The sequence below is a fragment of the Leptospira kanakyensis genome (assembly GCF_004769235.1).
GTDB classification, from domain to species: domain Bacteria; phylum Spirochaetota; class Leptospiria; order Leptospirales; family Leptospiraceae; genus Leptospira_A; species Leptospira_A kanakyensis.
On sequence record NZ_RQFG01000018.1, the window covers coordinates 80,300 to 91,936 of the forward strand.

Here is an 11,637-nt window from a genome sequence, read left to right on the forward strand (position 1 = left end):
TGTTATTTAATTTCAAATAGAATAAAAGTTATATCGTCGTCTGCGGGGCCTTCTTGGTTTCGTAGACGAATGTGTTCATCAATCCCACCATACAAAGATTCTACGGATTCTGACTTTCTTTTTAGTAACCAATTGATGAGTTCCTCTTCTCCCGAATCACCATTTTCCCACAAATCCCAAATCCCATCGGTAAATAGTAAAATTTTATCTCCAGTCGATAGTTTATGAGTTTCTTCTGGATATTGGACTTCTTTTGAATATCCAATGAGTTTGCCTTTGGGTCGGATCACTTCAATTGATGTAGAATTTTCATTGAACTTATATAAGGCGGGATGGCCTGCATTTGCCACTTTTAAAAGTTTCTGTTCCAAATCGATAAATATGGCACTGGCCGTTAGAAATTGATTTTTATAATTTCCTGCTAGAGAAACATTGATACTTTCCAAAACCTTTCCTGGTTTGTTCGCAAAAGCCAAGGTTTGCATATAAGCAATTTTTAACATGGCCGCTTCAATGGCAGCCGGTACACCATGGCCAGTGACATCTGCAATCAAACAACAGATTTGGTGTTTGCCAAACACCGTAAGATCATAAAAATCACCACCCACTAGAGATGCTGGAAAATAACCGGTTTTGATTACAAGGCCTGGAAATTTGGGAAGGATTTGTGGGAGTGTTGACTCTTGTAATTTTTGGGCTAGTTTAAGTTCTTTTCCAAAAGCAATTAACTTTTGTTTGTCGATTTCTGCTTTGAGTTGGATTTTGTCTTTTTCTTCTCGAACCACGGAAATTCTGTCACCAAGTCCAAATGCCATGAGTAAAACTTCAATGGCCATACCCACTTGGAATGAATTCTCGGTGAAAACATTGACCGGAAAAAATCCCATATATTTCAGAACAGTGGCAAGCCCACCTACAATCACCATAAAGTATCCGTAAAAATAAAATCTTGCTGGTGGAAATTTTTTGACAAAGGCTACGTAATAAGAAACGAACAAAGCAAAGAATGCTAATAAAAACGAAAATATATCTCCTGTTTGGTTCATCAACCGGTAGGACAAAAAAGGCAGGAGGCAAATACAAATCACTGAAAGAATCATGAGTCCCAAAAACCATTTCCGAATCATCGGCGCATTGGTTTTTAAATTCATAAAAGTAATACTCATTGGGAAACAGGTGAGTAAAAATAAAAAGTAAAGTAAGTTGTGTGAGTTGTATACTAACTCAGGAGAGTTCGGGAAAAATAAAACAGGTAACAGTCCTTGTAAAGAAAATTGGAATAAAATGGCAGAAATACAAAGATACAAAACATAAAAAATATATGCTTTGTCCCTAACCATAAAATATACAAAAAGATTGTAAATGCTCATGACACCAACGATTCCAAAATAGATTCCTTGGAGTAAGGTGTCCCAGGTTGTAAAAGTATAAAAATTCTTTTCTTCCGCAACCATAAGTGGAACGGACATAGAACTGTCTGTTTTTATACCAACAAAATAAGTAACGGTTTCACTTGGTAACAAATCGGTAGCAAAACTAAATCCTCGGTAGTCCCTATCTCTGTTCTCAAAAGGATAACGTCTGCCTTGGGTGTTTTCTGAAACGTCACCTGATTCTCGTAATGCGAAAAATTTAACTTCATCGAGTAAAGGGTATTTGATATAGGTGATGATGCGTTTGTAATCGTTTACATCGTTATGGATGACAAAACAAAACCAATATTGTCTGTCCGTATTACCGAAATTTGGTATGACTCCGTTTGAGTTTTCTAACGGTAAAGTTTGGAATGAATCTGAAACTTCGAGAACGGTATGGATTGGAGGATTTTTGGTAAAATATACTAGTTGGCCGGACAGGTCAAAAGGTTCTCCCTGGATGGAGGAAAACGGGATAGGGATGGTAATCGGACAAGTTTTTGGTTCAGCGAATAAGTTTGTATGAAAGAGACATAACAGAATTAAGGTGAGGGTCTGTTTCATACAGGAAGGTCACAGTATAAGACGAAGACCTTCCTTTGTAAATCTGTTTGTATTAGAAAAAAAAGGAATTAAGCGGTGACTGCAGGAATTCCTGCAAGGATACGAAGAGAGTCGTAAGCCTTTTCTTTTTGTTCTACTTTGGTTTTGTTCACAGCCTTGCGGATGATCACGTCCCATTGTTTTTCTGGGTGTTCCATTTTCATGTTTTCCAGAAGTTCTAGAATGTTTTCATCATCGGATGCGTTAAAAATTTCATCCGAATCATATCGAAACATTCCAAAAAGGGAGTCGATATAATCGCCCACGCTCATGGCTTCTTTCTCTCCGGGTTGGATCTTTTTCTTTTCTGCTTTTCGCAGTTCTCTTTCCCTGCGTTCAAGTTCCGTGCGTTTCATCTGATGGCCTCTAGCTCGTTTGCATTGGTTCCAAGACCATGTTTTCAAAGGGCAGGAGGGACGACACCAAATTTGTCCAAAAATTGGCTCGATTTTTGGGTTGGGTGGCTCACTATGGGGTAGATGCTCTGCAAACGGTGGATTGCCGGTAGTCTGGCCTTGTTTCTTTGCACCCAATTCTTATTTTTAGGGAGTGGGTTACTGGGGTATTGCGTCGAATCCGCGTCAAAAATCTGCCAATGCAACCATGGATCCAAAAAGGAAAAACATGGGAATGCAGAAGATAAACTTTTTTCTGAAGATCGGGAAACCTCAACTTCCTTAGTTTCCTCGCATGACCACGCTAACAATTCGGAAGAAACCCTCAAACCCAGTTGCCATGATGCAAAATCGGGAGAAGCCCACCTTTGTTCCTGCAAAAAACAAAAGAAAGATGCTCTTAATTTACGAACCCATCACCAAACGATGGATAGACCAAATTTAGCAGTGAAATTGGTTACCTCATCTGATATCATTTATAGAATGACTGAGTCTCCTTCCACTCTTCTGGATGGAAAAATCCCTTCTTTACTTCGACCACCCCGTATCTAAATTCTAAAATTTCAAATTTAGTAGATTGATTGGTGAATGTTTGAATGAGTTTTCATTTTAACTTTTCCCATCGATTGATAACAAAACAACAATCGTATTTTAGAATATTAGGTATTTATGAACATATTTAAGAAGTTTTTTATTTTTCTTTCAATACTCGGGGTGGTTTCCTGTGATCCGAATTCCAAATCAGACGACAACCAAACCTTGGCATTGTTGGCTCTGGCGATGCCACAACCTGTGAATCTCAACTTTGAGGCATTGGCGAATGGCCAACCCCTAGTCACTGGTTCGAATATTACAGCTGATAGTAGAACTGTTCAGTTTCGTGACTTTCGATTGTATATTTCGGAAGTGAAACTAGTAAAAGCTGATGGATCAACCGTAGATGTATCCTTGTCTACTGACAATGTTTGGCAATCCAATGGAGTGGCTCTTGTGGATTTAGAAACAACAAGAACAACCGAAACAAACAGTAAAGTAACCGGTACTGTTGCGGCGGGAAGTTATACTGGCATTCAATATACAGTCGGCGTTCCGGAAGCATTAAATCATTTAGATAGTACGAATCAAAAGTCTCCTTTGAATATTGGTCTTATGTATTGGTCTTGGACAGGTGGATACAAACATTCAAATATCGAGTTTACTTATGATGGTACAAATTGGACTAGTTTGCATTTAGGATCTACTACTTGTAGTGGAGCACCAAACTATGGAAATTGTACGAAAAAATTTCGTGCTTCCATTCAACTGACTGGCCAGTTCAATTCTGGGAATCAAAAGATATCTCTTGATGTAGACAAATTACTCAATGGACATACATACGGAGCAATGGGTATGTGTATGCCTGGGGATGGTTCTGCAGCCTGTTTGCCTTTGATCCGTGCCTTTGGATTGAATGAAACGAATGGTGCTGCCGATGGAACATACACTCAAAGGATCTTTAGTTTAAAGTAGTATTGTGTGGGTTGGTATCAAGTATACCAACCCGTTATACTGTTAAGGATATCGATTATGAAATTTTACCTCCCTTCTTTATTTCTTTTTTTTAGTTTTCTCTTTAGTTGTAACATTCTTCCGTTCCAAAAAAAAGAAAACAACCAAGACCTATTACTTGCGGCACTTGGAATTTTAGCTACAGCCTCGGATTGGAATTGGGATTTGCCACCTGGTTTTCCCGTGCCAAATGTTCCTTCGGACAATCCTATGTCCAAAGCAAAAGTAGAATTAGGTAGACATTTGTTTTATGAAAAGAAGTTGTCTGGGAACGGAACGATGGCTTGTAGTGGTTGCCATTTCCAATCCTTGGCATTCGCTGATGGAAAAGATTTTCCTAGTGGAATCACAAGTGAGGCTCATCCAAGAAACGCTCAACATCTTTCGAATGTTGCCTATATGCCAAGGCTCACTTGGAGTAATCCTAAAATGACAAGTTTGGAAATTCAGGCTCGCGCTCCGATGTTTGGAGAAACACCAATAGAACTTGGTTTGCAAAATAATAATTTTTTAAATGAACTATCATCCAATCCAATTTACCCTCCTATGTTTGAAAGAGCATTTGGCGGTTCTGGAGTTAATGAACAAAATGTACGTTATGCGCTTGCGAGTTTCCAAAGATCGATGATTTCAGGAAATTCCAAATTTGACCAATACAATTATAGAAACAACAAGTCTGCTCTCACAGCATCTGAGATACGAGGACTCAATTTATTTAATGGGGAGGTAGCGGAATGTTTCCATTGTCACGGCGGATTTAATTTTACGGATACTTCGTTTCATGGTGGGGCAACGGAAGAATTTTTTTATCATAGCAATGGAATTCACACAGATGCTTATTACGCGGGTCTCCCTAGCAACAAACGAGGGTTATTTGACTTAACAGGTGTCGCATTCGATACAGGGAAATTCAGAGCACCATCTCTACGTAATATTGGGGTCACTTATCCTTATATGCATGATGGCAGTTTTATGTGTGACAATGCGAATAATCCCAACATTACAAGCGGTAAATCAAAAACTGATTGTGCAAGAGATGCTTTAACAAAGGTAGTGGATCATTATCGTAGTGGTGGGCAAAACCATACTGTCAAAGATTCAACTTTAATAAGAGCTTTTACCATTACCAATTCACAAAGAGATGATATGGTGAACTTCCTTTTGGCTCTAACGGATGATGAGTTTTTAACCAATCCCAAGTTTGCGAGTCCCTTTTGATGAAACAATGTAATTATCAGTGGATTTTGTTCTTACTTGCAGCTTTACTTTTCTCTCACTGCACTTTTGGTTCAGTGGGGGACAGTAACAAAGAAAAACAAACAATCCTTCAAAACTTAATCTTTTTTAATAACAACCAAACTGTAGCCGTAGGAACCAATCTTCGCAGTTATGATGACCAAGCGGACGATAACCTAAATCAGTTTAGTTTGACGAGTAATTCCGTAGGTTATAATATCACGATCCAAAGTAGTTCTTATATTAATTGGGAAACTGGTAGTTATCGAATCAACCCACCTAACCAAACCTTGGGTGTGTCTACTTCTAGTTCGGAAAGAATTTCCACAGCTACAGGAAAAACACATACTCCGTATACGGTGCCTTTGGATTTACCAGCGGATGATTTATATGGTAAGACTTATCCTTTTTTATCTGCTTCCACTGTTTCCAATATCACTCAGTACAATAGTACGATGGAAACCGGTGCTAGTTTTCTTTATCCAAACACGAGGATTTCCAGTATGCCACTGGGTGTCGTGGCGGTGGCAAATACAAGTTGGGAAGAAATTTATATCAGGATGGATGTTACTGGGGGAACCACAAAATCAGTAACCATACTACTGCCTCAAGGTTCCAAAACCATCACACCAAAGTGTAAGATTCCCATTAAAAATAGTCGGAGTGGAAATATTGAAATTCTATTTTCATTGTCTGCTTTGTTTCAAGATAGATCTGTTTCTGGAACACCTATTCGATTTTTAGATACCTTGAGTGCTAAAGCGGATCCAGTTGTCATTTCTAAAGTATCAAATGTTGACCTTTATAATATCCTATTGCAAAATCTCCAAGCAGAAGATATTGTTTTTAGTTTTCCTGGTTGTTTCCCTGGAGTGGAACGATGAAACAAAGTTTTTTAGCATTCATTCTATTTTTATTTTTCGTTCATTCAATTCATTCGCATCACACGGGTTCGTCGGATAGTCCGAATGCAACTGCAAGATTTGTGGATCCCTTTACCGGAAAAAGAGAAAAACCAACTAACTATTTGGTAATGACTCAAGATTATTACCAGTCTACTCGTGAGAATAGCCATCTCTTCACAACGACAGCCTTTGCTGAGATGAATTTTTTTGATGGAAGGTTTGCTCTCAATGCTTCTGTTCCTTGGAACTACTACCAACAAAGGGGAAGGGAAGATGCGGCAAGGATTGGAAAAACCTATCTTGGTTTTAAATACCAACCGTTTTTTGATTTGGACAAACCTTACTTTTTTGTGATTGAAGGATCCGTTGGATTCCCTAGTGGACCTGACACAGACCGATTCACTGGTGGAAATTATTATACAGGTTCTGGATTTATCAAACTTGGATACTTGTATGAGAAGTGGTCCTTTGTGACGAAGATCGGAGGATTAAATCCCCTTTCTCGTCCCCAACCAAACAACTTACAAGACAATGATGGGATTCCTTATTATGCTCGTAAACCTTCAGCTTCTCCGCCGGAACCAGAATATGAATTCAAAAAAACTGCTCTCATTTCCGCGTATGTGACGTATTATTTGATGCCGGAGATTTCTCTTTTTACCGGACTCTTGTATCGTAACCCCTATAATGGAGTGGATTATTCCAAAGAGAAAGATAAAGCCAATCCATCCTATTTTACGGAGGCGAGTGCAGGGTTTTCTTGGAATTTTTCTGAAAAATATAATATGAGTATTGCCTATCGATACCCGTTGCAAAGGGATCGTGAGTATCGACTCTATCAATCTGCGTGGACATTTGCCTTCTCTATGGAGTGGGGAAGCGATTGACATTAGATGCCTTTTTTAAAACGTTCTAAGAAACTCTATAAATTTTTAATCGTAAAAGGTAATCTATGAGCAACGTAGAAATCGTACCAGTAGGGGAACTACCTCCTATTGGAGTTGTGCCCAAAAAAATGCACGCGCAGGTCATTCGCCCGGAACGTTACGGCGAACCGAAAACTTCTTTCCAATCAGAAGTCATTGATGTTCCGGAGATCGGTCCGAACGAAGTTCTCGTAGCCACTATGGCTGCTGGAGTAAACTATAACAACGTTTGGGCAGCCCTTGGATATCCCGTTGATGTGATCGCAGCTCGTAACAAAAAAGGTGAACCAGAAAAATTCCACATCGGTGGATCTGACGCTTCAGGCATTGTTTACAAAGTTGGAGCAGAAGTTAAAAATGTGAAAGTGGGTGACGAAGTTGTTGTCCATTGTGCGATGTGGGATCCAAAAGATCCATGGGTTCTTTCTGGAAAAGATCCAATGTATGCACCTTCCCAAATCATTTGGGGATACGAATCCAATTGGGGTTCCTTTGCACAATTTTGCAAAGTACAAGACCATCAGTGTCTTCCTCGACCACAACACCTAACATGGGAAGCATCCGCTGCTTATATGTTAGTTGCTGCTACAGCATACAGAATGTTACACCACTGGAAACCAAACGATGTAAAACCTGGTGATGTTGCTTTGATTTGGGGTGGAGCCGGTGGACTTGGTGCTATGGCTATCCAAATTGTAAAAGCAGCTGGTGGAATTCCAATCGCTGTTGTTTCCTCTGATGACAAAATTGATTTTTGTAAAAACTTAGGTGCTGCTGGTGTGATCAACCGTAACAAGTTTAAACATTGGGGTGGACTCACTTCTGATATCAACAAACCAGAAGCTTTTGTTGAGTGGACCAAACAAGCTCGTGAATTTGGAAAAGCGATTTGGGACATTGCTGGCAAAGGCAAAAATCCTCAAATCGTATTTGAACATCCAGGGGAAACGACACTTCCAACTTCCGTATTTGTTTGTGAAACAGGTGGTATGGTTGTGATTTGTGCGGGAACTACAGGTTTCAATGCAACAGCTGACTTACGTTATCTGTGGATGAGACAAAAACGTCTGCAAGGTTCTCACTTCGCAAACGACGACAACTGTCGTGATCTCAACCAACTCGTGATCGATAAAAAAGTGGATCCAGTTTTGGCAGAAACATATAGTTTCGAACAAACTGGTGAGTGCCACCAATTGATGCGCGAAAACAAACACCCATCAGGAAACATGTCAATCCTCGTTGGTGCAAAAACTACAGGTCTTGGGAAGAAGTAATTCTTTTCAGGTGAGTATTTAGAGTACATGTCCCCGCCCTATTTAGACTGGGTGGGGTTAACCACCCGCCACCCAATGGCTCCATCTACCATGAAACTTCCGTTTTGTGAATCCCATTTCCTCTATCATAATTTTTATTTCTCGAAAGTTCATATTTAAACTAAAGGAGTTCGTTTATGTATCCACGAATCAATTTAATCACCTTGGGTGTTGCCGATCTAAAACGCTCCATCGACTTCTATGAAAGGGGACTCGGTTGGAAACTTTCAAAAGAAAGCAATGATAGCGTTGCTTTTTTTCAAATTGGAGCTCTTGTTTTTGGTTTATTCGGTGAGGAGGCTTTGGCTGAAGATATCGGAATTCCATTTCAAAAACGTCAAAAGTTTTCAGGTATCACACTGGCTCAAAACCAATCCAGTGAGGCAGAAGTAGATGCCGTAATCAACAAAGTACGCGCATTAGGTGCAGAAATTCTTAAAGAACCTACAAAGGTTTTTTGGGGAGGATATAGTGCTTACTTTAAAGATTTTGATGGTCATATTTTCGAAGTGGCCTTTAATCCCTTTTTTCCTTTGAATGAAGATGGAGAAATTGTATTAAACAAATGATTCGTATTATCGTTGTTATGTTTTATTTTTTAAATGTTAATTAGGGGAAAGTATGAAACAAGCACAAATCAATAGTTTTGGTTTGGATCATTTAAAAATTGTAGAGGTCCCTGAACCTGCTAGTCCCGGTGCTACGGAAGTGCTCGTTCGGCTGCGTGCGGCTTCTTTAAACTACCGTGATTCTTTGGTTGTGGAAGGAAAATACAATCCAAAATTTCCACTTCCACTCGTTCCTTGCAGTGATGGCGCGGGGGAAGTCATCAGTATTGGCTCTGGAGTCACTGAATGGAAAGTGGGAGATCGCGTTCTTCTTACTTTCGCTCCTAAGTGGATTGCGAAAGAAGCAACTCATGCAGAAATGCGACATACCATTGGAGGCCCTTTACTAGGCACCTTACGAGAGTTCGCTTTAGTTCCAGAGACTGGCCTTGTTCGGATTCCAACACATTTGTCTTATGAAGAAGCAGCCACCTTACCTTGTGCAGCCCTCACCGCCTGGTCTGGTTTATTTCAATTTAGCCAATTAAAACCAGGTGAATTTGTTGTTGTCCAAGGAACAGGTGGTGTTTCTATTTTTGCCTTACAGTTTGCGAAATTGGTTGGTGCTAAAGTCATTCTTACTTCATCTAATGATGAAAAGTTAGAACGAGGAAAAACTTTAGGGGCTGATTACCTAATCAATTATAAAGAAACACCTGAATGGGGAAAAGAAGTCCGTCGGATCACAGAAAAAGTAGGAGCCGATCATATCATTGAAGTGGGAGGAGCTGGAACCTTGGAACAAACCATTGCCGCCTGTCGTCCGTTTGGTGTGATTCATTTGATTGGAATCCTTGCTGGTAAATCAGGGGAACTGAACTTACTCCCTGCTGTTATGAACAATTTAAAAATCCAAGGTCTTGTTGTCGGCGGAAGAAAAGCCTTCATCGAAATGAACGGGGCCATTGAAGCTTCTGGCTTACGACCTGTGGTTGATAAAGTTTTTACCTTAGAAGAATCGGCCGAGGCAATCCGATACTTACGTTCGGGATCTCATTTTGGAAAAATTGTAATTCGAATTTAGTGGCAATTCTACTGAAGCAAGACTGATTTTTTTAGCCTAACCAACGGAACTCACGATTGGGCCTTTCCCTTAAAACAGGGATTTTGTGCTAAACTATGAACTTATAACGAAAATTATGCTATAATCGTTAGTTCCATTAAAAAAGTTTAACAAATTCTCATTGACGATAAACTAACGTTTGGTGCATCTTGCGTTAGGTTTTATATGAAAAAATTGATTCAGTTTGTGGTATTTTTTGTTTTTATTCTAAATTGTTCTTCTAAGTCTGAAAATTCTTCAGAAGACTCCTTGTTACTGCTGTTACTTGCCGCCCCTAAGTCTACCTCAACTGGCACAGGCACTGATGGCGCTGCCTGTACTTCCGATGCAAATTGTGCGTCAGGTTTTTTATGTGTAAGTGCCTTTAATTTAAATCAATCAACAACAACGAACCGGTGTAAAGCGATCCCAACTAGTAGTGGCAGTATTACAATTAATGGCACTGCTTCCAATGGAACAATCGTAACAAATAGTCCCCTAGTTGATTTTGACCTAAATATTACATCTACCGCAGATCATATCATCACTGCATTTACAACTACTAGTTCTGTCGATTTGGTTTTGGAAATAACAAACGCTGCTGGGACAGTTGTTCGAAACTCCTCAGATACAAATACATCTGGTGCAAGTAGAGAACGGATAAAAGACAATTTTACTATTGGCACATACCGTGTTAGAGTAAAAAGTTATTTTGTATCGGGAGTTTTTGGAGGAACTGTAAAGGTACAAGTTGTGAATAATCCTTCTGCGGTAAATAGTGGAGGTAGTTGTAATTTTCTAACGAATGCGGGTGGAAGTTCTTGTTTTGACTTTTCGGCCGGAAATACATTTTCTTCTGCACTCTGTGGTCCAGGAGGAACTTACAATGCCACAAGTAGTTGTGCTACAGTCAACGCCGGTGCAGCCCCAACAATTAGTGGTAGATGTTCCTATTCTATCAATTCTACCACTGCCAATGGACAAGGTATTGTTACGAGAGTATATTATAGTGCTGGAACCGGCGTTGTCGCACCTGTAAATAATACGGTTGGTGTTACCGATTGTAATACTTTAGATAACCTAGAGAGGGTCATCTTTCAATAATACCTAAATATCGGAACCATATAAGTGAATGGAAAAATTTCCGTTCACTTTTCGCCTTATGCAATGAATTCTAAGAAAAGTTCTAATTGATTGATAGGATTATCATAGTTAATAATCTTTATTTTGTCAGGTAGACATTTTATTTAGAACCTGAATTCAAAATAGAATTTCGTTCAATGTCTAATGCAATCACCGATAAGTGTATTTCAATTAGCGCTAAGATAAGCGAAATCACCATAAACAAAAGTGATGAAGCAAATAAAATCCATGCCACAATATTATAAAATGGGATCATACCCATTGAACAAGTGCATAAGATCAAACTAAAGATTCCTGCACTTTGAGAATATAAAATGAGTGAAATACGAAAACGTAAATTGTGAATTTGTTTTTCTAAAATTTCTGATCTGGATGTTTCATATTCACTGAGCAGTTGTCTCGAAAGTTTGGCCAAACCAAAAAAACGATTGGTATAAGCAAGCATCAGTAACGAAATCGCTGGAAATAATAGTCCTGGTATACTGTATGTTAGGTTGTCCAAT

Annotated in this window: 12 protein-coding genes; 9 read left to right on the top strand and 3 right to left on the bottom strand. The window is 39.3% G+C overall.

The annotated features are described in order from the left end of the window. Positions 1-2 precede the first annotated feature (2 nt). Together EHQ16_RS12880 and EHQ16_RS12885 are read right to left on the bottom strand one after the other, a co-directional pair. Positions 3-1,979: a 7TM diverse intracellular signaling domain-containing protein gene (locus EHQ16_RS12880; protein WP_135633967.1), complete on the bottom strand. Its 1,977-nt coding sequence runs from the start codon at positions 1,977-1,979 to the stop codon at positions 3-5. Between the two features lie 68 nt (positions 1,980-2,047). Further along, complete coding sequence (locus EHQ16_RS12885; RefSeq protein WP_135585617.1) at positions 2,048-2,374, bottom strand: LB_289 family protein; 327 nt, start codon at positions 2,372-2,374, stop codon at positions 2,048-2,050. A 123-nt stretch (positions 2,375-2,497) separates the two neighbouring features. On the opposite strand from EHQ16_RS12885, the gene EHQ16_RS12890 reads away from it, so the two are divergent. From EHQ16_RS12890 to EHQ16_RS12930, 9 genes are all read left to right on the top strand, one after another. Further along, entirely contained in the window at positions 2,498-2,965 is a 468-nt protein-coding gene (locus tag EHQ16_RS12890; protein ID WP_135633965.1) for an LIC_11090 family protein, read from the top strand. Between the two features lie 117 nt (positions 2,966-3,082). Beyond that, on the top strand, positions 3,083-3,922 hold the full coding sequence (locus EHQ16_RS12895; protein WP_135633962.1) for an MbnP family copper-binding protein: 840 nt from the start codon (positions 3,083-3,085) through the stop codon (positions 3,920-3,922). 57 nt (positions 3,923-3,979) lie between these two features. Further along, positions 3,980-5,179, top strand: coding sequence for an MbnH family di-heme enzyme (locus EHQ16_RS12900; protein ID WP_135633960.1), 1,200 nt, complete (start codon positions 3,980-3,982; stop codon positions 5,177-5,179). After that, complete coding sequence (locus tag EHQ16_RS12905) at positions 5,179-6,081, top strand: hypothetical protein (RefSeq protein ID WP_135633958.1); 903 nt, start codon at positions 5,179-5,181, stop codon at positions 6,079-6,081. The genes EHQ16_RS12900 and EHQ16_RS12905 overlap by 1 nt, the downstream gene beginning before the upstream one ends. Then, entirely contained in the window at positions 6,078-6,989 is a 912-nt protein-coding gene (locus tag EHQ16_RS12910) for an LIC11086 family outer membrane transporter (protein WP_135633956.1), read from the top strand. Before EHQ16_RS12905 ends, EHQ16_RS12910 begins: the two co-directional genes overlap by 4 nt. Positions 6,990-7,054: 65 nt before the next feature. Next, positions 7,055-8,302, top strand: coding sequence for a crotonyl-CoA carboxylase/reductase (ccrA, locus tag EHQ16_RS12915; RefSeq protein ID WP_100789222.1), 1,248 nt, complete (start codon positions 7,055-7,057; stop codon positions 8,300-8,302). Positions 8,303-8,478: 176 nt separating this feature from the next. After that, on the top strand, positions 8,479-8,910 hold the full coding sequence (locus EHQ16_RS12920) for a VOC family protein (protein WP_135633954.1): 432 nt from the start codon (positions 8,479-8,481) through the stop codon (positions 8,908-8,910). 52 nt (positions 8,911-8,962) lie between these two features. Next, positions 8,963-9,973, top strand: a complete 1,011-nt coding sequence (locus tag EHQ16_RS12925) for a zinc-dependent alcohol dehydrogenase family protein (protein WP_135633952.1) — start codon at positions 8,963-8,965, stop codon at positions 9,971-9,973. 204 nt (positions 9,974-10,177) lie between these two features. Continuing rightward, on the top strand, positions 10,178-11,095 hold the full coding sequence (locus EHQ16_RS12930) for a hypothetical protein (RefSeq protein ID WP_135633950.1): 918 nt from the start codon (positions 10,178-10,180) through the stop codon (positions 11,093-11,095). Positions 11,096-11,234: 139 nt separating this feature from the next. On the opposite strand, the gene EHQ16_RS12935 is transcribed toward EHQ16_RS12930, so the two are convergent. After that, positions 11,235-11,636, bottom strand: coding sequence for a DUF2721 domain-containing protein (locus EHQ16_RS12935; RefSeq protein ID WP_135633949.1), 402 nt, complete (start codon positions 11,634-11,636; stop codon positions 11,235-11,237). Position 11,637: the final 1 nt, after the last annotated feature.

Coding starts and splice junctions, on each gene's coding strand:
- EHQ16_RS12925 (WP_135633952.1), top strand. CDS start 8,963: ATGAAACAAGCACAAATCAATAGTTTTGGTTTGGATCATTTAAAAATT.
- EHQ16_RS12890 (WP_135633965.1), top strand. CDS start 2,498: ATGCTCTGCAAACGGTGGATTGCCGGTAGTCTGGCCTTGTTTCTTTGC.
- EHQ16_RS12930 (WP_135633950.1), top strand. CDS start 10,178: ATGAAAAAATTGATTCAGTTTGTGGTATTTTTTGTTTTTATTCTAAAT.
- EHQ16_RS12905 (WP_135633958.1), top strand. CDS start 5,179: ATGAAACAATGTAATTATCAGTGGATTTTGTTCTTACTTGCAGCTTTA.
- EHQ16_RS12885 (WP_135585617.1), bottom strand. CDS start 2,374: ATGAAACGCACGGAACTTGAACGCAGGGAAAGAGAACTGCGAAAAGCA.
- EHQ16_RS12880 (WP_135633967.1), bottom strand. CDS start 1,979: ATGAAACAGACCCTCACCTTAATTCTGTTATGTCTCTTTCATACAAAC.
- EHQ16_RS12895 (WP_135633962.1), top strand. CDS start 3,083: ATGAACATATTTAAGAAGTTTTTTATTTTTCTTTCAATACTCGGGGTG.
- EHQ16_RS12900 (WP_135633960.1), top strand. CDS start 3,980: ATGAAATTTTACCTCCCTTCTTTATTTCTTTTTTTTAGTTTTCTCTTT.
- EHQ16_RS12910 (WP_135633956.1), top strand. CDS start 6,078: ATGAAACAAAGTTTTTTAGCATTCATTCTATTTTTATTTTTCGTTCAT.
- ccrA (WP_100789222.1), top strand. CDS start 7,055: ATGAGCAACGTAGAAATCGTACCAGTAGGGGAACTACCTCCTATTGGA.
- EHQ16_RS12920 (WP_135633954.1), top strand. CDS start 8,479: ATGTATCCACGAATCAATTTAATCACCTTGGGTGTTGCCGATCTAAAA.